Source organism: Acidobacteriota bacterium, from assembly GCA_035471785.1.
In the GTDB taxonomy this organism is placed as follows: domain Bacteria; phylum Acidobacteriota; class UBA6911; order RPQK01; family DATIPO01; genus JANQFM01.
This window is the reverse complement of sequence record DATIPQ010000145.1, coordinates 59,767-82,166: the sequence shown is the minus strand read 5'-3', so window position 1 is coordinate 82,166 and position 22,400 is coordinate 59,767. Positions and strand designations below refer to the sequence as shown.

Here is a 22,400-nt window from a genome sequence, read left to right as displayed (position 1 = left end):
GCGAGCGATTCGCCAGCCCAGGGTCAGCCCCGGCGAGCGCAAGCGAGACGGCGGCGCCACCCTGGGTTTTAGACGGCCAAGGTCCGAACGCTGAAAGCGTGAAATAACGCAACAGGATGGCTCGAAACTTGGGATGCACTGCACCATTGGCCAGGGGCGCCTCCCACGGGGCTAGCGGACGACGGCTAAACAGGGCTGGTCTGCCTCTTGAGTGTTGCAGATGCGGCCCTCTTTCTGCGGCTTGATCCCCTCGGGGCCGGCGGCGGCCAGGGCCTGCTTGATGAGGTCTTCCAGGTTGGGCGAGGGAGCTCCGGGGACTTCAGCCTGAGGACCCAGCATGGCGTAGCCGTCCCGGCCGCCTGCAATGTAGTCGTTGGCGGCCAGCCAGATTTCTTCCTCGGGCTGGACGGGGCGAGGGCCCTTATCGGTCAGCAGGGTGAGATCATAAGCCCGTTCCTCCTTGGGGTCGTGGCGGAAGGCGATGCCGCTGACTTGCAGCCACCAGCCGTTGCCGGTCCAGGTCTCGACCGAGTGGGAGACGGCTTTTTGCAGGTCGGCGCCGGTGATCTTGAGCAACCTGACCCTGGTAGGAAAAGGCAGCAGGGCTTCCAGGTCGCGGCGGGTGAAATCGCCTCCCTTGGGGATGTCCTGGTTCATGCGCAGCGTGCCCGACCCCACGACAGCAACCTGAGCCCGGGGATATTGAGCCTTCATGAGGTCGGCCACCCAGTTGCCGAAGTTGGTTTCGTAGCGGCGGATCATGGTTTCTTCGGCCACCAGCGTGACCCCGGCCACGCCCAGCTTCTCGTCCAGGCAATCGGGAGGCTCGGGAGGCTGCTGGCCGGCGCAGAACTCTCGAGCGTGCTTGGCCAGCCACCAGTCGACCCGTTCCTGCACCTGCGGGTCTGGGGACGGATCAGCCGGCCCCAAGTCCTCATAGCGAAAGTCTACTCGAGGCGGACCGTCAGGCCGGGGAGTCACCTTGACCACGGTGGCCGAGACGGCGTCGGCGTCGGCTTTGAGAACGTAGCGGCCGTTGACCATCTCGTGCTGCTGGCTGTGCTCGTGTCCGCCGATGTGCAGGTCAGGGCCCTGATCGCCCAATGCCTGCAAGATCTCGATGTCTTGAGAGAGACGCAGATGGGTCAACGCCACCACCACTTCCGCTCCCTGCTGCCTCAACTCGGCGGTGGCCTGCCGGGCCGTCTCCAGAGGGTCGGCGAACTGCACGTAGTGGGGATCGTTCATGTCGATGGAAAGGCTGAAGAGTCCGATACGCAGGCCGTTGGACTCGACGATCAGGGTGCGCAACAAGTTATCGCCGTCCACCACCGGCTGGCCGTTTTGGCTGCTGAAAGTGAGGTCGGTACCCAGCCACCGGAACTGCGATTCATCGATGCGGCGGTCCAGTTCGGAGGCGTCCCGAATGTCGAACTCGTGATTGCCGAAAGTCACGAAGAGGCGCGGATCGAAGGCCTGAGGATCGCCGTCCAGACGATTGAGCACGTCCACCATCTGCCGGCCCTCATACATGAGGCTGAGCAAGGAGGGCGTCAGCAAATCTCCGGCATGGAGGACCAGCAGGCCCGGGTCCTCAGCCTCCAGCGAGCGTCTGAGCGTGCGCAGGCGGGCCAGTCCGCCGATTTGTCCTCGTCCCTCGCTGTCGGCCACGCCGTTGATGCGGTAGACGTCGTTGACGGCCAGGATGGTGAAGCTGGCAGGCGCCTGGGACGCGGGCGGCGGAGTCGGGCGATGATTGGTGATGGCGCAGGACGGCAACAGCATCGCCGCCGTCAGGGTCATCGAGAGAAGGCTTCTTTTCACGGCTCATTCCCCGGCCCGCAGGAAATGGTCTCGGTGCTGCTGCCGCGGGCCACGATGACTTCATGGCACAGACCGATGAAGAGCCCGTGCTCGACCACCCCGGCCAGGGGACTGATTTCCGCGGCCAGGCCGCTGGGATCGTCGAGAGTCTTGAAAGGACAATCGATAATGTAGTTGCCCTCGTCGGTCACAAAGGGCTCATCGCCGCGGCGGCGCAGTACCGGACTGCATCCCAAAGCCGCCAGGCGCGGCAGCACCACCGGCCAGGCGAAGGGCACCACCTCGACGGGCAGCGGGAAGGCGCCCAGGTACTCCACCAGCTTGCTGGAATCGACGATGGCCAGCATCCGCCGCGAGGCCGAAGCCACGATCTTCTCGCGCAGGAGGGCTCCGCCGCCGCCCTTGACGAGGCGGCAACGGCGGTCGGCCTCGTCGGCCCCGTCGATGGTCAGGTCAAGCCGGGGGCAGTCCTGCAAGGTGGTCAGCGGAATTCCCTCGGCTCGGGCCAGCGAACGGGTCTGGCGGGAGGTGGGCACGGCGCGGATCTTCAGGCCGTCCCTCACCATGCGTCCCAGTCCGCGGACGGCAAAGGCGGCCGTGCTGCCGGTACCCAATCCCAGCGACATCCCCTCGCGGACGTAGCTCAACGCCGCCTCGGCCGCAGCTTTCTTTTCCTGGTCTTGAAGGCTCACGCGCTCGCTCATGATGGCCATTTTTCCGCGGCTGGCCTATCCTATATCACATGCTTGAACCCGGCAATCGTCCCCTGAGACCGACACGACCACGGCCCTGCTTGGCGAAGCTTTGTTGGGCGGCACTTCTGACCGCGCTGTTAGCGGCCCCGTCCAGCGGGCAGGGGCGCGGGATCGAGTATCGCCACCTGCAACGGGAGGGTCCCCTTTCCATCCACGTGCTGCGGGTCGATCCCGAGCGGGCCGAGATCGAACTGGTCAGAGCCCTCAACGACGGCCTGGGTCGCGAGACCGTTTCTTCAATGGCCCGCCGCAGCGGGGCGCGGGCGGCAGTCAACGCCGGCTTCTTCACCATCGGCGGACGCTACGACGGCCTGTCCACGGGCGTCCTCAAGATCGAAGACGGCTTCTACGCCTCTCCCTCCAGGCCGCGCGGAGCCCTGGGATGGACCCGGGACGGCCAGGCCCTGATAGGACGCCTGCTCATGTCGTGGACGCTGCAGACGTCCTCGGGCGCCATCAGCCTCGACGGCATCAACCGCGCGCGGGGAAACAGCCAACTCATCCTCTACACCTGGGCCTATCACCGCAGCACCTTGACCGATCCGGGAGGCCGCGAGTGGGCTCTCTGGCAGGGACGCGTCAAGGCGTTGGGAGGCAACGATCTCGCTGTCCCGCCAGACGGCTACGTGCTTTCAGCCGGAAGGCAGGCCCAGGCCGTTGAGTTGGCGGAAGGCGACCAGGCCGGGGTCAGCTACGCTTTCCGTCCTCAGGGGGCCACGGCGGCCTTGAAAGAGGGAGAGGAGGAGGCGGATCAGCAGTGGGCCTCCATGGATTTCATCGTGGGCGGCGCCGGGGTGGTGCTGCGCAACGGACGCCTGGTGGAAGACTTCTCCGCCGAAGAAACCATCGAGACCTTCATCACCAACAAGCATCCCCGCACCGCAGTGGGATTCGGCGGGCAGGGCCAATGGGTGGTGGTGGCCGTGGACGGGCGCCAGGCTGAATTGAGCGTGGGACTGACCCTTCCCGAGCTGGGCGCGCTCATGAAAGAACTGGGCTGCCGAGACGCCCTCAACCTGGACGGCGGCGGCTCCACCACCTTCGTCTACCGCGGAAAGGTCCTCAACAGCCCCTCCGACTTCGGCCAGGAACGCCCTGTCTCCGACGCCATAGTCTTCAAGTAGTCCCCGGCGCGATGGTGCCGCCGTGTCCCGTCAATGCTAGGCTTCTGGTTATGATCACACTGGCTGACGTGGAGAAGGCGGCCCGGGTCATCGAGGGCAAGCTGCATCGGACGCCCACCGTCCGCTCGGCATCTTTGAGCGAAGAGACCGGCCTCGACCTGCACTTCAAGCTGGAGATGTTTCAGAAGACCGGGTCCTTCAAGGTGCGGGGCGTGCTCAACAAGCTCTCCAGCCTCAGCCTAGAGGACAAGCGTCGCGGGGTGGTTTCGATGTCCTCCGGCAACCACGCCCAGGCCCTGTCCTTCGGCGCCCGCCTGCAGGGCATCGAAGCCACTATCGTCATGCCCTCCTGGAGCAAGGCGGGCAAGGTGGCGGCCACCCGCTCTTACGGAGGCGAGGTGGTCCTGACCGAGGGTCCGCTGATGGACGAGGTGGCGCGTTTACAGCAAGAGCGCGGCTTGACCTTCGTCCACCCTTTCGACGATCCCCTGGTGATGGCCGGGCAGGGCACCCTGGCCCTGGAGATGCTGGAGGACGCGCCCGAAATCGACGTGGCGCTGGTCACCATCGGCGGGGGCGGACTCATCTCCGGCATCGCCGCCGCCCTCAAGGGGCGCCGTCCCGAGGTCCGCATCATCGGAATCGAGCCGCGCGGCGCCCCGGCCATGACCGACAGCCTGGCCCAGGGGTCTCCGGCCCGCCTGGAGAGCGTCGACACCATCTGCGACGGGTTGGCGGCGCCCTTCGCCGGAGAGCACACCTTCGAAGTGGTCCGCCGCCACGTGGAGCAGGTGCTGCTGGTGGAGGACGAAGACACCGTCCAGGCCATGGCGCTGATCCTGGAGCGCCTCAAAGTGGTCCCCGAGGCTTCGGCCGCCGCCGCCCTGGTCCCCATCCTCACGCGGCAGGTCGAGATCGCGCCGGGATCGCGTGTAGCCTGCGTCCTGTGCGGAGGGAACGTCGACCCCCAAACGCTGGGACAGTTGCTCTCAAACCGCTAGAATAAAAGGGATTGAATCTCAACCATCCGCGTACCCGCCGCGGAGTGCATTATCAAAGGGAGGGACGGTACATGTATCGCTTCTTATCGAACCAACGTTTTTTGACGGCCCTGCTGGTCTTGGCGCTGGCTTGGACGACCGCCCTGGCCGCCGCCAACGGCGGACTGACAGCCTACGACATAGCCCGCCTGCAGTCCGTCTCCGACACCCTCATCTCGCCCGACGGACGCTACATCGCCTACGTCCTCTCGGCACCCCGCAACCCGTTCCAGGACGAGAACGGACCGGCCTTGCGCCAACTGTGGGTCATCGACCGCTGGGATGACAGCCGGCGGCCCTTCGTCACCGACGAGGCGGGCGCCGACAACGTGGCTTTCACGCCCGACGGCAAGCACATCTCCTTCACCGCCAAACGTGAAGGCGACAAAAACGACGCGCTCTACCTCATCGCGCTGGACGGAGGCGAGGCCCGCAAGGCCCTGGAGATGAAAAGCTCCATATCAAGCTACTCCTGGGCCCCCGATTCCAAACGCCTGGCCATCATCGCCACCGAACCCAAGCCCGAAGAAGAAAAAGAACTGGAGGAAAAGGGCTTCAACCAGGAGATCTATGAAGAAGACTGGCGCCCCCGTCGGATCTACATCGCCCAAGCCTTCGCCGACGGCCAGGTACCGCGCGCCCTGGAGATCGAGGGCTCGGCCTTCGACGTCGACTGGTCGCCGGTGGACGACCGCCTGCTGGCCTCCATCGCGCCCACTCCGCTGGTGGACGACCGCTACATGCTCCAGAACGTCATGATCCTGGATGCCGGCGACGGCAAAACCCTGGTGACCTACGCCAACGAAGGCAAGCTGGGAGAGCTGGCCTGGTCGAAGGACGGATCGCACATCGCCTTCATCGGGTCGGTCGACATCAACGACCCGCGCGAGGGCCGGCTGATGGTGGCCTCCTCCAACGGCAGCGACTTCAAAGATCTGCTCGACAACCACCAGGGCCACGTCACCGCCATCGCCTGGCAGGATGGCGACACCATCATGTACATCAACGAGACCGGCGTCTGGACCACGCTGGAGAAGATATCGGCCGACGGCAGCGGACACAAGAAGCTGACCGAGACGCAAGGGCCCATCCTGGGCTCTCTCAGCCTTTCCAGCGACGGGCAGAAAGCGGCCTTGACCGCCCAGACGCCCGGCCACCCGTCCGAGGTCTACGCCATGAACCACGGCGACATGGGCCCTTCACGCCTGACCGACAGCAATCCCTGGCTGGCCGAGCGCGAAATGGGGGCCCAGGAGGTGGTCTCCTTCAAGGCCCGCGACGGATTGGAGCTGGAGGGGATTCTGGTGCGTCCCCTGGGCGAGCAGATGGGCACCCGTTACCCGCTCATCCTCATGGTCCACGGAGGACCCGAGTCGCACCACCACAACGGCTGGCTGACCAGCTACTCCAATCCTGCTCAGGTGATGGCGGCGCGAGGATTCGCCACCTTCTTCACCAACTACCGCGGCAGCACGGGCCGGGGCGTTGAGTTCTCCAAGCTCAGCCAGGCTGATCCGGCCGGCAAGGAGTTCGACGACCTCATCGACGCAGCCGACCATCTCATCGAGACGGGCCTGGCGGATAAAGACAAGGTGGGCGTCACCGGAGGCTCCTACGGCGGATATGCCACGGGCTGGCTTTCCACCTATTACAGCTCGCGCATCGCCGCTGGAGTCATGTTCGTGGGCATCTCCAACAAGATCTCCAAGGTGGGCACCACCGATATTCCCGACGAGGAATACTACGTCCACGCCCGCAAGCGCCCCTGGGACAACTGGCAGTTCTTCCTGGAGCGGAGTCCGATTTACTACGCCGACCAGAGCCAGACGCCGCTGCTGATTCTGCACGGCAAGGATGATCCGCGCGTCAACGTCGGACAGTCGCGCGAGCTTTACCGCCACCTCAAGCTGCGGGGAAAGGCGCCCGTCCGCCTGGTGCTCTACCCCGGAGAGGAGCACGGCAACCGCAAGGCGGCCGCCCGCCTCGACTACAGCCTGCGCTCGATCCGCTGGTTCGAGCACTATCTGAAAGGCCCGGGCGGAGACATGCCGCCCTACAAGGTCGAATACCAGCCCATCGAACCCTAGTGCTGCCGGTCATAAGTTCTGAGCCAGGGCCGCCGTTTTTTGTCTGAAAGGGACAGATTCGCCAGCCCCCTCCTTCGCCAAGGCTTCGGAGGGCAGGCAGCGACTGTGTTAGAAGTCAAGTCCGGGCTCGCTGAAGGCGAGCGATTCGTCAGCCCAGGGTCAGCCCCGGCGAGCGCCAGCGAGACGGCGGCGCCACCCTGGGTTTCAGACGGCAAACGTGCGAACGCTGAAAGCGTGGGATAACGCTACAGGGTGGCTCAAAACTTGTGACGCACTGCACTAGGCTGCGCAACTGCCCAATTCCCAACCACCAGCTCCCAGGTGCGGAACGGTGGTTGGGAGCGCCTTAGTCTTCTTCCACCTTCTCGCGGATGCCGGAGAGGACCTTTTGCAATTGCCGGCAGCTGAGACGCAGCAACTCCTCGGCACCGGTGGAGTTGTCGAAACCGTGGCTGTCGATCAGGCGCATTACGCCATGAAAGGACATGGCCACCTCTTCCAGGGCCTCCCACTCCGCTGCCTCCAGCACCCATTGTCGGGCCGAGCTGGCCTCCTGCTCGGCTTGTTCCGCTTGGCTGTCGTTTTTTTCCGGGTCCGGCCCCTGAGGCTGTATCTGCTCGTTAATCATAACTGTAGATGCACATCATAACGAAAAAAGGCACCCATAGTAAAGAGCGATCCTTGCAGGCCGCTTGTCAGTGCAGGCCTAGCGCTGGTGGGCCTCCCGTTGGCCCAGGAAGAGTTCGAGGCGACGGTGGAGTTCTTCGATGGTTCCGTTGTTGGGGACTCGGTGGTCGGCTTTCTTGGCTGTCTCGGCCAGTTGTTGGCGGCCCGAACCGGGCTTGGCCAGTTCCAGGCCTTCCAGTTCGAGGAACTCTTCCAGAGTCTGGGGGTCGCTTTCGCGTCCCCGCTGCAAGACCCGCTGGTAGCGGATCTCGGGTTCGGCTTCGACGGAAAGCATGAGGAATCCGGGCAGAGTTCGCAAGGCCTCCACCTCTTCGGGAAGGCGGATGGAGTCGATGACGCAATTGTCGGTGCCGTCCAGCCTGTCGCGCACGCGGCGGGCCAGGACGTCGTGGCCGAACTCGGCGCGCAGGCGGTTGCCGGTCTCCACCAATTGCCCGCGGGTGACGGCCTCCCCGCGTTTGCGGATCTCGTCGCGGATGACGTCGGAGAGGGAGTAAAAGCGAAAGCCCTTCTTCTTGAAGAAGGCCGCGACCTCGCCTTTGCCCGCTCCGTTGCGTCCCGTCAGTCCGATCAGCATGTCCTTTATCTTAACCCGAGGCCGCCGTTTGATGAGCCTGGAGACGGAGAGCGGGGGGATGCTATGCTGCGGCATCGAAGGGTAGAAGGAGCTTCATGAAAGCGGTTTGGCTGAGTCAAGGAAAGGCGGCGTTCCGCCCCGACGCCCCCGAACCGCCCTTCCGGGAGGGGTTGGCGATGAAGGTGCTGCTGGCGGGAGTCTGCGGAACCGACTTGCAGTTGGTCCGAGGCTACGCCGGCTTCGAGGGCATACTTGGGCATGAGTTCGTGGCCCAATTGGAGGACCAAGGAGAAGTGGCGGAGTTGCCGCGGCCTGCCTCCGGCCTGTCCTGGAAGCGGCGCCGGGTGGTGGGAGAGATCAACGTGCCCTGCCAGGACTGTCCCCAGCCATCGCCGGACTGCGCCCGCCACTGCCCCTCGCGCACGGTGACAGGCATCCGCGGACGAGGCGGCGCCTTTGCCGAGCGGCTTCGCCTGCCGGCCTGCAACCTGCATCCGGTGGACGACAGGCTCTCAGACGAGGCGGCCGTCTTCTGCGAGCCTCTGGCCGCGGCTCTTCAGGTGCAGGAGACAGGCTGCATTTCTGCCCACGAAAGCGTGCTGGTGGTGGGTGCCGGACGCCTGGGACAGTTGATCGCCCGCGTGCTCCTCGATAGCGGTTGCCGCCTGCAGGTTTCGGCCAAGCACGCCTCTCAAGCCCTGTTGCTGTCCCGACATGGCATTCAGCCGCTGGCTCCCGAAGCCGTCCCCGGCCGCTCCTATGAGGTGGCGGTCGAGGCCACCGGCTCGCCGGAGGGGCTGGCCGCGGCTCTGCATGCCGTCAAGCCCAGAGGACGCGTCATCCTCAAGAGCACCTATGCTCAGGTCTCGGGCGGAGCGGGCGCCGGGCCTGCTGCCGCCATCGACTTCTCCCGCATCGTGGTCGACGAGATTCAACTGCTGGGTTCCCGCTGCGGCCCCTTTGCAGCGGCGCTGCGGCTGCTTGAATCGGGACGGATCGATCCGCGCGATCTGATCGATGAGGTGTTTCCCCTGGAAGAGGCGCAAGAGGCCTTGCGCAAAGCAGCTCAGGCGGGCGTCCTCAAGGTCTTGCTGCGCCCCTAAACTCTTGTCTGGAAACGGGTTTCCCCTTTTTTCATCGGCCGATGCTATGATGAAATGGTGATTAACAAGCGCGAGTTTTTCAGACTCAAGCTCGCTGTCCCCTTCAGTTTCTCGGTCATGAAGGCGCAGGGAGCCGATGTCCCCGGCAGCCGCACCTTCCATTACCAGACCCAGGACCTGAGCGGGGGCGGATTGCGCTTTGAAACCGACCTTGAGCTTGTCCCCCGCGATGAGCTGCGCCTCACCTTGCTTCTCCCCGAGGCCCGGCCCATTGAAGTCACGGCTCGCGTGGTCTGGTGCCAGGAAGTCGAGGTCGAAGAGGAAAACATGCTGGTGGGGGGACTGGAATTCGTCGATATCGACCAGGAGGAACAAGACCGCATCGTGGGCTTTCTTTTCAAGGCCCAAATCGAAGCCCGCCACAAGCGGCGTCAAGAACGCGAGCAGTTCCGGAAGAAGGGCACCTCGGGGGCCTGACGGCCCCAAGTTCCAGGGCCCAAATACCAAGGTCCAAATCCCAAGCGGAATATAGTGAGCAGCCTCATACCGCCGAGAGCAATCAGGCCTCCAGCGCGGTCGCTGAAACTTGATCGGTGTGTGAGCTTGTTGGCCACCTAGTGGCCCTAGTCGTAGGAAAGCGTCTTCGATTTCTTGCTGTACCAGCCGTCCTGCTCGGTGGGCTCGAAGATGCTGCAATGTTCCATGGGCGCGCCGTAGACGTGGATGGTGATGGAGGCCTCGTCTTGGAGATTGTTGTGGATGGTGTGGTACTCGAAAGGCGGTATCAGGCTTCCCGACTCGCCCAGGTGGGCTTGCACGCTCTCACAGGGACGAAATCGGTAAAGGTCGTCCCGGCGCTCCATTAATTCGTACTGGCAGACGCGGATCTCGCCCGAGTAGACCCCTTCTACACACCAGATGCCGGCGTGATCGTGCAGCGGGGTGCCTTGTCCGGGTCCCCAAATCATGGCAATCACCTCGTACCCCAGGTCGGGACTCTGGTAGACCTGACGGCGGGCATAGCCTTCGGCCCGCGGCTGGCGCAGTTCTTGGGGAAGGTCGATCCTGCGGCTGGAGATCAGGTCGGTGAGGGCGTTCTTGACGCCGTCGGTGATGGCCTGAACGTCGCCCTTGCCGGACCGTACGGCGTGGTCCAGGGCCTTGATCAGTTTTTCCGTTCCCGTCTGCAATGTGACTGCCATTGTACTCATGCCTCCTAACGAACTTTTGTACATGCCCACATTAGCTCATGAGCGCAGGCCGATTCAAGCGGTCTGGAGCGTCCCAAGAGGTGAGGCCGGGTTGGCCGGCGCTAGAGAGGTTCGTCGCGGATAAGGCGCTGAGGATCGAGGGAGTCTCCGCGGAATCGGACTTCGAAATGAACATGGTTGCCGGTGGCGCGTCCCGTCGATCCCACGTAGCCCAGCACGTCGGTACGCCGGACGCTGTCGCCCTTTTCCACCATGATCTTGGACAGGTGCCCGTAGTAGCTCTCGAATCCGAAGCGGTGTTTGATGACCACCAGTTTGCCGAAACCGCTGCGCCATCCCGCGTAGGTGACTTCGCCGTCGGCGGTGGCGATGACGCGCGAGCCTTTAGGAGCCCGCACATCCAGTCCGGGATGCCAGGCGCGGGTGCCCGTGAAGGGGTCCTGGCGGTAGCCCATCGGGTCGCCCATGATTCCCTGGCGCACCGGCATGATGGAGGGGATGGAGTCGAGCAGTATGCGGCGCAGGGTGTAGTGGTCCTGCAATTGGCTGAGATCGCCCATCAGGTCGGCATGCTTGGTTTCCAGCAGCTCGAAATGGCGGCGCAGGTCTTCGGGGGCCTCCAAGTGGAGCCGGACGGCGTCGGGTGCGGGTCCGCCCACGCCCGGGACTTCGTTGCCTTCCTCCGCCATACCCGACATCATCTGCAGCTTGCGGGCCGTAGTTTCGACCAGCCTCATCTGATCATTCAACTGACGGGCGGTGACGCGAAAGGTCTGGCTTTCCCGGCGAAGCTCATCCCGCTCGGCCAACAAACGCTCCTGAGCAAGAGAATCGCCCCAAAATTCGAAGTAGTGGAAGAAAACCAGGCCGGAAGAGAGGAAGGCGACCAAAACGGTCATGCAGACGGCCGCCAGCAGGGCTCGCGACACGTAAAACTTACGGGCCGTCCCTTCGCCTGAACGGGCGAAGATGACAGTCCAGCCCCCTTGATTCATCAACTACTCCCCTGCAATCGTGTCGAAATCAGCAAGAAATCCCTTGCTGCCCCAAAAACCGGGTCAGTATAGGAAGCCGAGGGGCGAGTGTCAAGTAATTGGCGTCACACAAGTCTTTTTCGCTCTTTTTTTGGTTTGGGAAAGGCTTGGAAACGCTTTCATGAGCGGTCCAGCGGTGCCTGCCGAATATTGGCGGTTAGTGGTACACTGACGGTTTCACGATGGGTAGCCGAAACGACTCCGAGGCCCCCTTGCGGATCTGGGGGGCGCGCCAAAACAACCTCAAGGACATCGACGTCGAGATCCCCTCGGGCAGCCTGACCGTGGTCACCGGGGTGAGCGGATCGGGCAAGTCTTCGCTGGTTTTCGACACTCTTTACGCCGAGGGCCAGCGGCGCTACGTGGAATCTCTGTCGGCCTATGCCCGGCAATTCCTGGAGCGCCTCGACAAGCCCCTGGTGCGCGAGATCGAAGGATTGCGGCCGGCCATCGCCATACGCCAGCGCAATTCCTCCCGCAATCCCCGTTCAACGGTGGGAACGGTCACCGAGATCTACGACTACCTGCGGCTGCTCTACGCCCGCATGGGTTCCATCCGCTGCCGCCGATGCGGACGCGACGTCCGGCGCGACAGCGCCGAGGACGCCGTCAACCGCATCCTGGAATTGCCTGAAGGCACCCGCCTCTATCTCACTTTCCCCTTCCGCGACAGTCTGCTCGACCTGGGGCGGGAGGGACAGGAGGTCGAACTCGCACAGCAACTGGAAAGCTGTATGAAGCAGGGCTTCCAACGCTTTACAAGGGAAGGCGAGGAAGGCCGGCCCCCAACCCTGCAGTTGCCTTCCTATCGTCCCCAGTCGCTGGAGGAACTGGCCGGGCTGTCGGTGCTGGTCGACCGCATCGCGGTGCATCCTGACCAGGAAGACCGCATCACCGATTCGGTGGAAACCTGCCTCACCGAGGGCAACGGGGTGCTGGAAGTCTGGGTTCTGGAAGACGACGGCATCCGCAAGCTGCGCTTCAGCGAACGGCTTGAATGCCAGTACTGCCAGATCGACTATCTGGATCCTGAGCCGCGGCTTTTTTCCTTCAACAATCCCTACGGAGCCTGTCCCACTTGCCAGGGATTCGGCAACACCATGACCATCGATCCGGATCTGGTCATCCCCGATCCCCGCAAGACCATCGACGAGCAGCCCATCGACCCCTTCACCAAGCCCCGCTACAAGCGTTTCCAGAAGCGCTTTGAAGATTGGGCCACGCGCAAGGGAGTTCGTTTCGACGTTCCCTACCGCGATCTCGATCCCGAGATCCGCAAGGCCATTTGGGAGGGGGACGGAGCCTTCGCCGGCGTCAAGGGATTCTTCAAGTACCTGGAGCGCAAGAAGTACAAGATGCATGTGCGCATCTTCATCAGCCGCTACCGGGGCTATTCGAGCTGTCCCGACTGCGGGGGGGAGCGGCTGCGTCCCGAGGCTCTCGACGTGCTGGTGGGCGGTCGCCGCATTACCGAGGTCACCACTTGGCCTATTTCTGAATCGAGCCGCTTTTTCAATGAGTTGGAGATCAGCGACGCCGAGCAGAAAGTCGCCGACAAGCTGCTGCGCGAGATCCGTCAGCGGCTGGGGTTCCTGGTCCAGGTCGGACTCGACTATCTGACCCTGGACCGGCTCACCTCGACCCTGAGCGGGGGAGAGATGCAGCGCATTCAGCTTTCGGCCTCGCTCAGCTCTTCATTGGTAGGGACGCTCTACGTCCTCGACGAACCCTCCATCGGCCTTCATCCCCGCGACGAGAACCGCCTCATCCAGATCCTCAAGCGCTTGCGCGATCTGGGCAACACCATCGTGGTGGTCGAGCACGACCGCGAAATGATGGAACAGGCCGATCACGTCATCGACATCGGTCCCGGTGCGGGAGAGCATGGAGGGGAACTGGTCCATCAGGGCGATTTCGAGTCGCTTCTGGAAAACGGCGACTCGCCCACGGGCAACTACCTGGCGGGACGCCAGCAGATCCCCACGCCCACCTTCAGGCGTTCCTGCGAAGACCGCTGGATGACCCTCTTCGGAGCCCGCCAACACAATCTCAAGGACATCACGGTGCGCCTTCCGCTGGGCGTGATGACCTGCGTGACGGGCGTCAGCGGATCGGGCAAGTCGACCCTGGTGCAAGACGTCCTCTATCCGGCCCTCAAGAAACTCAAGGGCGAGTGGAAGGGTTCGGTGGGGGCCTACCAAGACATCGACAACGAAGACCTGATCAGCGAGGCCGTGCTGGTCGATCAGACGCCCATCGGACGCACCCCGCGTTCCAACCCGGCCACCTACACCAAGGCCTTCGACGACATCCGCAAGCTCTTCGCCAACACCCGCGAGTCCCGTTCGCGGGGACTGACGCCCGGCAATTTCTCCTTCAACATCCCCGGCGGACGCTGCGAGACCTGCCAGGGTTCGGGCACCATTACCGTTGAGATGCAGTTCCTGGCCGACGTTGAGCTGCTGTGCGAGGAATGCCGCGGCAAGCGCTATCAAAAGAAGGTGCTGGACGTCACCTATAAGGGCAAGAACATCGCCGACGTCCTCGACATGACGGTGTCTCAGGCCCTGCGCTTCTTCAAGCAACTGGCTCCGTTGGTGCGCAAGCTGCGGGTGCTGGAAGAGGTGGGGCTGGGCTACTTGCGCTTGGGGCAGTCGGCCACCACCCTCTCGGGAGGCGAAGCCCAGCGACTCAAGCTGGCCTCTTACCTGTCGGCCAAGACCTCCAGGCATCCCCTCTTCATCTTCGACGAACCCACCACCGGACTGCACTTCGACGACATCAGCAAGCTGCTGCGCTCTTTCGACCGTCTGCTGACCAAGGGCGCCACCGTGCTGGTCATCGAGCACAACCTGGACGTGATCCGCAGCGCCGACTGGATCATCGACCTGGGTCCGGAAGGGGGCGCCGAAGGAGGCCGCATCGTGGCCCAGGGTACGCCCGAGGACGTGGCCCAAGCCGAAGACTCCCACACCGCCCGCTTCCTGCGCAAGATCCTCTCTCCCCAGCCGGCGACCTGATCGGTCGAACTCCCCAACGCTACTCTTGAGGGCCGATGCATTCAAAGGACTGCAGGCGCCATTCCTGTCCGCCGCTGTCCTCGGGTCCGCCGTCGATGCGGGCCGTGCGGGAACCGTCGGGGTTGGCGCGGTAGATGATGCGCTTGGGATAGTCGTGCTCGGGGGCTTCGAAGATGGCCTCTTGCTCTTTCAAGGAGGTCAAGCGGAAGGAATCGCTGGAAGGCTTGCCGTTGGGATAGGGAGTCATCAGGATGCCTTCGGCTGTTTTCATGATGCGGGTGAACTCGAACTGCACGGCCGCGTCGTCGCGCAGATAGCGGGTGGTGCCAAGCATCAGGTTCTTGGAGGGCGAGGTGTAGAACTCTTCCATCACGCCTCCGTTTCCGAAACTGCCTTTCCAGCATCCGGAGAGAAAGGCCAAGTCGTCGAGTTGAAATGTGCCTTCCTCTTCTCCGCTAGTCGTCCAACCCCCGGCCGCCACCCAGAGCGCGGCCCACACCGTCAGCGTCAAGATCTTCTTCACAGGTCCTCCTTTTCAACTGACAAGCCCGCAGTCTACTTCAGCAGGTGGGCTGCGTATTGTAAAAAGGCGACACAGAGAGTGCTCTTATGGCCCCTTGTGGGCGGCCATGGGCGGGCACAAGGCTTGGGAGAGGCGGTTCTCTTCCAGGCCGAAGAAGGTGCCGGGCGGGACGCCGGCGAAGGACTTGAAATCCTTGAGGAAATGGGCCTGGTCGTAGTAGCCGGCGTCGAGGGCCGCATCGCGCAACGAAGAGGGGCTGTGAGAGGCGGCCGAGCGGATGACCGCTTGCAGGCGCAGGATGCGGCAGAAGAGCTTGGGCGGCAAACCGACCTGGGTCTTGAACAGGCGCTCCAGAGTACGGGCCGAGAGGCCGCTGAGCTGGGTCATCCGTTCCACCGAGAGGCCTCCTGCGTGCAACCTGATCTGGTGGCACAGCGCGCTTGTCCTTGTATCGACCTTCTCCATAGTGCAGGCACGCAAGAGGGCTTGCTCCATCAGCTTGAGGCGTCCCTCTTGAGCAGGCTCGTTGCCGAGCCTTTCCAGGAGAGCTCCGGGGAAAGCACCTTTCAGATCCTCTGCCGCAAGGGTCCTGTCGCGCACCTTGTCCAGCGGTACGTCGAGCAGGGCCGCGGCTCCGGCGGGCTTGAGGCGGATGCCGACCATGTCTACCCGCCCCATGGGACGAATCGTGGCGTGCTGCGTCATCGGCCCCACCAAAAGCGCCCTGGGCTGAACTTGATATCGTCCGCCGCTGAACCGCTGGCATGGATCGGCCAGATGAAAAACGATCTCCAAGAACCCATCAGGCAGCACCCTCTGCCCCCGCATCTGCCCCGACCTCTCCGCCGCCAAAAACCAAACGCACTCCACCGCCTCTTCCAAGCCTATTGGGGCCCCTGCTTCCCGGTATTGAAAGCCTCCCATTGCCATCAGTTTAACGCCAAACGCGATCTTGAGAGCTTCATTCACCCCCCGTTGTCCTTTCCCCTCTCGTAACGCGCGAACCCACGGTTTCTCGCCTGAATAGGAAAGCGGCTGGCCGGCAGGCGGGGTTGACGGTGGAGAACGGGTGGGGCATAAAGAGGGCACGTTAGTTCACATCGCACATTTATCGGGGAGGTGACCTATGGTTCCGTTGATGTCGCTTTGGATGCCTATTCTGCTGGCAGCCATACTGGTATTCGTGATGAGTTCGATCGTCCACATGGTGCTGGGCTACCACAAGACGGACTTCAAGCCCGTACCCAAGGAGGCCGAGGCCATGGGCGCGCTGGGCCAACTCGAGATTCCGCCCGGGGACTACATGATGCCCCACGCCAAGGACATGAAAGAGCTGCAGTCAGAGGCCTTCGTGAAGAAATACAGCAAGGGGCCGGTGGTCATCATGACGGTGGTTCCGCCGGGACCGCCGTCGATGGGAAAACAACTGGTTCAGTGGTTCATCTACTGCATCGTGGTGGGAATTTTCGTGGCTTACCTGACGGGACGCGCCCTCGGCCCCGGAGCGGAGTACCTATCGGTCTTTCAGATCGCCGGCTGCTCGGCCTTCATGGCCTACGCCCTGGGAATGCCGCAGGACGCCATCTGGCTGAGCCGATCCTGGACATCCACTTTCAAGTCGATGTTCGACGGCCTGCTCTATGGACTCGTCACCGCCGGCGCCTTCGGCTGGCTATGGCCTTGAGTAGGGCTCGCCCTGCCGAACCTATTCCGTACGCAGCGCAACCACGGGGTTGACGCGGGAGGCGCGGCGGGCCGGCAGGAAGCCCGAAAGCAGAGCCACGCTCCCCATCAGAAGGACCGCCAGAATCATGAGCAGCGGATCTCCGGGCTGGACCTGAAACATCACCGATTCGGCCAGCAGAGAGAGACCGTAGGCTCCCGGCAGGCCGATAGCCACGCCGATCAGGGTGAGGACGCCGACTTCGCGCAGCACCATCCAGAGCACGTCCCCCCGGTGCGCTCCCAAGGCCATGCGGATGCCGATCTCACGGGTGCGCCGGGCCACGTTATAGGCCATCACGCCCGAGAGTCCGATGGCGGCCAGCAACGCGGCAATCGCGCCGAAGCTGCCTGAGAGGACCATCAGCATCTGCTGGGTAGAGGTGGACTGGGCGATCTGCGTTTCAAAAGTTCTGACGCGGTAGATGGGCAGGTTGGGATCGATCTCGCGCACCTGGTTTCGCAGCACAGGGGCCAGTTGTGCGGGGTCACCGGCGGTGCGTACGTAAAAAGTCAGGCTGCCCAGATGCTCGAACTGGGTGGCGGGCAGGTAGACAAGAGGACGCTCTTCTTCGTCGACCGAGGTGTGCTTGCTGTCGTTGACCACGCCCACGATTTCGATGTCGGGGACGATCCGGTCCCCCGCACCGAAGGCGAAACGCCGGCCTACGGCTTGCCCGTCCTCGAAATAACGCCGGGCCATGGTCTCGTTGATCACCGCCACCTTGGGGCTCTCTCCGCCGTCGCGCTCCTCGATGGGACGTCCGGAGAGGAGCCGCAGGCCCATGACGGTGAAGAAGTCGGGCGTGACCCAGTTCTGGACCACGTTCATGTCCTCTTCTTCCTGCGGCTGGTAGTCCTCGACGGTGATGTTGGAAGCCGAGGTGGAGTCAGCCAGCACTGGAATCACGGCGGCGCTGGCGGCCACCACTCCCGGCAATCCGCTGATGGAGCGGCGCGTGCGGTCCACGAACTCAGCGGTCCGCGGCGGATCGTAGCCGTTCAGTTCAGGCGCCACTGAAAACTGCAGCACCTGCTCCGGGTTCAGTCCCAGGTCGGTCGTCCTCAGGTTGTAGAAGCTGCGGGCCAGCAGTCCCGCGGTCAGCAGCAACCCCAGCGTCAGCGCGATCTGGGCGGTGACCAGGACCTTGCGGAAGCGCAGGTGGGACTTGCTGGAACTGCCCTTGCCCACCTGTTCCTTGAGAGATGAAGCCAAGTCGGTGCGTGACGAGCGGAGGGCCGGCAGGAGCCCGAAAAGCAGCCCCGTGAAGATGGCCACGGCGGCGGTAAAGCCCAGCAGGCGCCAGTTGAGGCTGCCGCTAAGGCCTTCCAATCCGAGGTTTTCAGACAAGGCCGAGATCAGGCTCTGCGACGTCCACCAGGCCAACAGAAGGCCCAATCCGGCGCCGCCCAGGGCCAGCAGCAGGCTTTCCACCAGCAACTGCCGCATCAGCCGTCCCCTCGACCCTCCCAGGGCCAGGCGCAGGGCGATTTCGCGGCGGCGGGTGATTCCGCGGGCCACCAGCAGGTTGGCCACGTTGGCGCAGGCGATCAAGAGGACCAGGGCGACAATGCCGTTGAGCAGCAAGAGGGGCGTTTCGGTGCTGCGCTGGATGATGGGGCGTCCATTGGGAGCAGAAATCACTTCAAGGGGCTTCTGCAAGAAACGGTCCTTGGCCTCGCCGCTGTAGGGCGAACTCATCACACTGAGCTGCTCCTCCAGCAGAGGACGGTAGATGGAGGTCAGGGCCGCCTGCGCTTTCTCGGCCGGCATCCCCTCTTCCAGCTTGCCCACGATGGCAAGCCAATAGGCATTCCATTCCTCGGTCCAGTCCTGGTTGGGCGTCATCTGAGGCTTCATGGCCAAGGGAATCCACAGATCGATGCTCTGCCCCACCTGAACGCCCTGGAAGCCCTCCCCGGCCACCCCGATGACGGTCAGGGAATGGTCGTTGACCAATATGGTCTGGTTGATGATGTCCTGACTGCTGTCGAAACGGCGCTTCCAATAACCGTGGCTGAGGACCGCCAGCGGATGGGCGCCGGTATTGACGTCGTCGGAGGGTGCGAAAAGGCGGCCGGCGACCGGATTGATCTCGAGAGCCTGGAAGAAGTTTCCCGACACCAGCGCTCCTTCAGCCCTTTCCGCCTGACCTTGAAAGGCCACGCTGAGTGGAATCTGAAAGCGTCCCATCAACTGGGCGACGTGCGGGCTGCGTTCGGCCAGGCGGCGGTAGAGAGGATAGGAGAAGGAGGCGGAGGAGTCCCCATCGCTCCACACCAGGCCTCGCTTAGGTCCGGGCGAACGCAGCACCACCAGCCTGTCGGGATTTTCGATGGGAAGGGGTTTTAAAAGGATCTGATCAGTGAGCGAGAAAATGGCCGAGTTGGCGCCGATACCGATCGCCAACGTCAGCAGTGCCACCGCCGAGAATCCGGGGTTCTTCGTCAAGAGCCGAAAGGCAAAGCGCAAGTCTTGCAGGAAATTCGTCACCAGCTCCTCCTCTTGTCCCTTAGACGGAATCGGTCGCCAAACCGTTGAAAATTTTTATTTTCCGGCTGGCGGCCTCATTACGGGCAGGGAGGAGGCAAGGTAAACCGTCACTCTCTCAGAGTCTCTTGCGGATGGAGCAAGGAGGCGCGGCGGGCGGGAAGGTAGGTAGCGGTCAGCGCCACCAGCACCAGCAGCAGCGACGACATGGCCAGCGTGTAGGGATCGGCAGGAGAAACCGCGAAGAGTTGGGCCGAGAAAAGGCGGGTAACGGCCCAGGCAGCCGGAAGTCCGATGGCGATTCCCAGAATGGCCAGGTAGGCTCCTCGACCCAGCATGAGGCGGCGGACGTCTCCGGGACGAGCTCCCAGGGCCAGACGGATTCCGATTTCGCCGCGGCGTTCCTGCACGGCGAAGGCCAGCAACCCGTAGACGCCCAAGGCCGAGAGGAGCAGAGCCAAGACCGCCAGAGCGGCCAGCAGCGTGAGCAGAAAGCGGCGGACGGCAAGACTCGAGCCCAGCCGCTCCCGCATCGTCAGCAGCTCGTAGGCTGGGACCTGAGGATCGAGGGCCGCCACCTGAGCCCGCACGGGCTCGATCAGAGCCGCGGGATCGCCTTCCGTGTGGAGTATCGCGAAGAAGCTGAGGCTGCCGTGCTGACCGAAGAGGTCGTAAGCGCGCGGCTCGGGCGCCTGCTCCAGAGTGCGGTGGCGGACGTTGCCCACCACCCCGATAATCTCGTGCCAGTCGCCGCCGGGGACGCCCAACTCGATTCGTCTGCCCAGCGCTCCCTGGGGAAAATGGCGGCGGGCCAAAGCTTGATTGACCACTACCAGATGAGGGGACGACCGGGCCGAGCCCGTCGCGTCCTCGGCGGCGGACGCTTGGGGCCCGACCGAGGGCAAGTCGGAGGGCTGGAAGGTCCTCCCCTCCAGCAACGGGATGCCGGAGGCGCGAAAGGCCCCCGGCGAGACCGCCTGCCAGCGCACGCTTGGCAACTCGGCCAAGGGAACGGCCGGAGCTCCTTGGATGCTCAGGGCAGATCCCGTGTCGTGGCCGCTCAGCGGAAGACTGGTGGAAAAAGCCAGACGGCGGGCTCCCGGCAGCGCCTCCACCTCTTGGGACAGGCGCTGCTGGTAAGTCAGCACCGAGGCCATGTCCGGATAGCGTCCGGGAGGCAGGGAGACACGCCACGTCAAGGTCGAGTCGAGGCGGAAACCGGGAGGCTGTGCGAGCACCTGGGCAAAGCTCGAAATCAGCAGTCCGGCGCCCACGGTCAAGCTCAAGGCTAAAGCCAATTCCACCACTACCAGCCCGCTGCGCAGCGGGCTTGATGAGCCCCCGGCGCCCCGCGAGACTCTGGGAGAGAGCGCTGCCCGCCCGCGGGCCCGGCCTGCCTTCCAAGCCGGGACCAGCCCGAAAGCGAGAGTCGTCAGCAAAGCCAGCCCCAGCGCGTAGAGCAACATGGTCGGACTCAGACTGACCTCTTCCAGGCGAGGCACGCCGGGGGGCGCCAGTTGGGGCAGCAAGACCAGCACTCCCCGGGCAAGCAGGAGCCCCGCCAGGGCCCCGGCCAGCGAGAGCAGCAGACTCTCCCACAGGAGCTGGGCCATCAGGCGAATACGTCCGGCCCCCAGCGCCGCCCGCACCGACAGCTCGTGACGGCGCGCGCCGAAGCGGGCCAGCAGCAGGTTGGCCACGTTCGCGCACACCAGCAGCAGCAAGGCGGTTACCGAAACGAAAAGCATCCACAAGGGCGAGCGGATGTCGCCCACAACAGCATCCAGAAGAGGCCGTGCAGCATAGGAGCGTCCGGCGTTGGTTTCGGGATAAGCATCCTGCAGACGCATAGCGATGGCCTCGAGCTCTTTCTCGAAGCCCTGCAAAGTGGCCTGGGGACGCAGGCGGACAAAAGCGAAGAAGGTGAAGATGGCCCGGCTTTGGGCCAGGTTGTGGCGGTCGCTCAGAGGCAGCCAAAGATCATTGCCAGGGCGCGGATAAGGCAGATCGACACCCCTGGCCAGCACCCCCTTCACCGTTCGGCTCTGGCCGTCGATGACTAGACTGCTCCCCAGGATGTCTTGGCTGGCGCCGAAGCGGCTCCTCCAGAGACGGTGGCTGATGACAACCGACTGATCGTCGAGCGCCTCCTTTTCGCTAAAGCCCGAGCCCAAGGCGAACCCGGCGCCGATGGTGGAAAAGAAGTCGGGGGTGACCCTGAAGCCGTTCAAACGCTCGGCGCCCCCTTCCCGTTGCAGGGTGCCCGCGTACCACAAGGCCATGGCGCCATGCGCCAGCGACGGGCTGGCGGCTTTGATGTCGCGGAAGTCGTGGAAGGCCACTTGGGGTCCGATTTCGCCCTTGAAGAGGTTCTCGACCAGGAGCAGCCGCTGCGAATCGGGCAAGGGCAGCGGAGCCAGCAGGACTGAGCTGGCCGTACTGAAAATGGCGGTGTTGGCACCGATCCCGAGAGCCAGCAGCAAGAGGATGGCAAGGGTCCACAGGGGATTGCGGCGCAAGGAGCGAAGGGAGTAGCGCACATCGCCCAGCCAGGACCAGGACGGCGCCTCGCCCTTCAATCGCGCCGTCTGGCCCGCCCGGCGGCGCATCGCCTCCAGCAAGGAGTCGAGGGTGATGCGGAGAAAGACCGCCAGGAAGGCCGCCGCCCCGCCCGCTTGCAGACGAGTCCGGGCCTGATGACGGAACTGAGCCTGCATCTCGGCGCCATAGCGTCGACGGAAGCCGGCAGGATAGAGACGCAACAACCAGCGATAGTAGCCCAGCAACAGCCTCAAGGCCGCCGCTCGGCGGTGCGGCTTCTTTTCAGACGGCATCAGTTCCCCTTCCCTTGACCCAGCAAATCCCTGGCCCGAGCGGCCTCCACGTAGCGGTGCAGGCGCCGGGCCTCAGCAGAGGCCTGAGCCCGTCCACGCGACGTGAGCCGGTAAAAACGCGGCTTGCCGCCGCCCGTCTCGGCATCCTCCGGCGCCTCCACCTCCTCGATCCATCCACGCGCGCACAGATCCTTGAGCGCTCCGTAGAGCATCCCCGGCCACAAATGCATGGTGCCCTCGGTACGCTCCAAGACATCCTGCATGATGCCCAGGCCGTGAAGATCGCGTTGGCCCAAAGCCAGCAGAATCTGAAACCAGTGGGGTTTGAGTGTGGCCTCCTTCTTTGCCATGCGGAAGAGAATATACGG

Annotated in this window: 18 protein-coding genes; 7 read left to right on the top strand and 11 right to left on the bottom strand. The window is 63.8% G+C overall.

Going from position 1 to position 22,400, the window contains the following annotated elements:
* Positions 1–171 precede the first annotated feature (171 nt).
* Together VLU25_20815 and rpiA are read right to left on the bottom strand one after the other, a co-directional pair.
* A complete protein-coding gene (locus VLU25_20815; GenBank protein ID HSR70385.1) occupies positions 172–1,824 on the bottom strand; it encodes a bifunctional metallophosphatase/5'-nucleotidase in 1,653 nt (550 codons plus the stop codon).
* Positions 1,821–2,528, bottom strand: a complete 708-nt coding sequence (rpiA, locus tag VLU25_20810; GenBank protein ID HSR70384.1) for a ribose-5-phosphate isomerase RpiA — start codon at positions 2,526–2,528, stop codon at positions 1,821–1,823. The genes VLU25_20815 and rpiA overlap by 4 nt, the downstream gene beginning before the upstream one ends.
* Before the next feature lie 89 nt (positions 2,529–2,617).
* Between rpiA and VLU25_20805 the strand changes: the two genes are divergently transcribed.
* The 3 genes from VLU25_20805 to VLU25_20795 all read left to right on the top strand — a co-directional run bounded on the left by VLU25_20805 (position 2,618) and on the right by VLU25_20795 (position 6,830).
* Positions 2,618–3,703, top strand: a complete 1,086-nt coding sequence (locus tag VLU25_20805; protein HSR70383.1) for a phosphodiester glycosidase family protein — start codon at positions 2,618–2,620, stop codon at positions 3,701–3,703.
* Positions 3,704–3,753: 50 nt separating this feature from the next.
* Positions 3,754–4,704 (top strand): threonine/serine dehydratase, encoded by a 951-nt coding sequence (locus VLU25_20800; protein HSR70382.1) that lies wholly within the window; start codon positions 3,754–3,756, stop codon positions 4,702–4,704.
* Positions 4,705–4,775: 71 nt separating this feature from the next.
* Positions 4,776–6,830 (top strand): S9 family peptidase, encoded by a 2,055-nt coding sequence (locus tag VLU25_20795; GenBank protein ID HSR70381.1) that lies wholly within the window; start codon positions 4,776–4,778, stop codon positions 6,828–6,830.
* Between the two features lie 346 nt (positions 6,831–7,176).
* Here VLU25_20795 and VLU25_20790 read toward each other — a convergent pair whose 3' ends face one another.
* Positions 7,177–7,458, bottom strand: a complete 282-nt coding sequence (locus VLU25_20790; GenBank protein HSR70380.1) for a hypothetical protein — start codon at positions 7,456–7,458, stop codon at positions 7,177–7,179.
* Between the two features lie 78 nt (positions 7,459–7,536).
* Entirely contained in the window at positions 7,537–8,094 is a 558-nt protein-coding gene (locus VLU25_20785; protein HSR70379.1) for an AAA family ATPase, read from the bottom strand.
* Between the two features lie 95 nt (positions 8,095–8,189).
* Between VLU25_20785 and VLU25_20780 the strand changes: the two genes are divergently transcribed.
* Together VLU25_20780 and VLU25_20775 are read left to right on the top strand one after the other, a co-directional pair.
* A complete protein-coding gene (locus tag VLU25_20780; GenBank protein HSR70378.1) occupies positions 8,190–9,197 on the top strand; it encodes an alcohol dehydrogenase catalytic domain-containing protein in 1,008 nt (335 codons plus the stop codon).
* 54 nt (positions 9,198–9,251) lie between these two features.
* Positions 9,252–9,674, top strand: coding sequence for a PilZ domain-containing protein (locus VLU25_20775; protein HSR70377.1), 423 nt, complete (start codon positions 9,252–9,254; stop codon positions 9,672–9,674).
* A gap of 146 nt (positions 9,675–9,820) precedes the next feature.
* On the opposite strand, the gene VLU25_20770 is transcribed toward VLU25_20775, so the two are convergent.
* Together VLU25_20770 and VLU25_20765 are read right to left on the bottom strand one after the other, a co-directional pair.
* Positions 9,821–10,408 carry a cysteine dioxygenase family protein gene (locus tag VLU25_20770; GenBank protein HSR70376.1) on the bottom strand — a complete coding sequence of 196 codons (588 nt, stop codon included), beginning with the start codon at positions 10,406–10,408 and terminating at the stop codon, positions 9,821–9,823.
* 101 nt (positions 10,409–10,509) lie between these two features.
* A complete protein-coding gene (locus VLU25_20765) occupies positions 10,510–11,403 on the bottom strand; it encodes a M23 family metallopeptidase (GenBank protein ID HSR70375.1) in 894 nt (297 codons plus the stop codon).
* 221 nt (positions 11,404–11,624) lie between these two features.
* Between VLU25_20765 and uvrA the strand changes: the two genes are divergently transcribed.
* A complete protein-coding gene (uvrA, locus tag VLU25_20760; GenBank protein HSR70374.1) occupies positions 11,625–14,462 on the top strand; it encodes an excinuclease ABC subunit UvrA in 2,838 nt (945 codons plus the stop codon).
* Between the two features lie 19 nt (positions 14,463–14,481).
* Here uvrA and VLU25_20755 read toward each other — a convergent pair whose 3' ends face one another.
* On the bottom strand, positions 14,482–14,985 hold the full coding sequence (locus tag VLU25_20755) for a DUF6265 family protein (GenBank protein ID HSR70373.1): 504 nt from the start codon (positions 14,983–14,985) through the stop codon (positions 14,482–14,484).
* Between the two features lie 84 nt (positions 14,986–15,069).
* On the bottom strand, positions 15,070–15,909 hold the full coding sequence (locus VLU25_20750; protein HSR70372.1) for a helix-turn-helix domain-containing protein: 840 nt from the start codon (positions 15,907–15,909) through the stop codon (positions 15,070–15,072).
* A 202-nt stretch (positions 15,910–16,111) separates the two neighbouring features.
* On the opposite strand from VLU25_20750, the gene VLU25_20745 reads away from it, so the two are divergent.
* Positions 16,112–16,669, top strand: a complete 558-nt coding sequence (locus VLU25_20745) for a hypothetical protein (GenBank protein HSR70371.1) — start codon at positions 16,112–16,114, stop codon at positions 16,667–16,669.
* Between the two features lie 21 nt (positions 16,670–16,690).
* Here VLU25_20745 and VLU25_20740 read toward each other — a convergent pair whose 3' ends face one another.
* The 3 genes from VLU25_20740 to VLU25_20730 all read right to left on the bottom strand — a co-directional run bounded on the left by VLU25_20740 (position 16,691) and on the right by VLU25_20730 (position 22,382).
* The gene (locus tag VLU25_20740) at positions 16,691–19,201 is read right to left on the bottom strand and encodes an ABC transporter permease (protein ID HSR70370.1); all 2,511 of its coding nucleotides are present in this window, start codon (positions 19,199–19,201) and stop codon (positions 16,691–16,693) included.
* 107 nt (positions 19,202–19,308) lie between these two features.
* Positions 19,309–22,032, bottom strand: coding sequence for an ADOP family duplicated permease (locus tag VLU25_20735; protein HSR70369.1), 2,724 nt, complete (start codon positions 22,030–22,032; stop codon positions 19,309–19,311).
* On the bottom strand, positions 22,032–22,382 hold the full coding sequence (locus tag VLU25_20730) for a helix-turn-helix transcriptional regulator (GenBank protein HSR70368.1): 351 nt from the start codon (positions 22,380–22,382) through the stop codon (positions 22,032–22,034). Before VLU25_20730 ends, VLU25_20735 begins: the two co-directional genes overlap by 1 nt.
* Between the last annotated feature and the right edge of the window lie 18 nt (positions 22,383–22,400).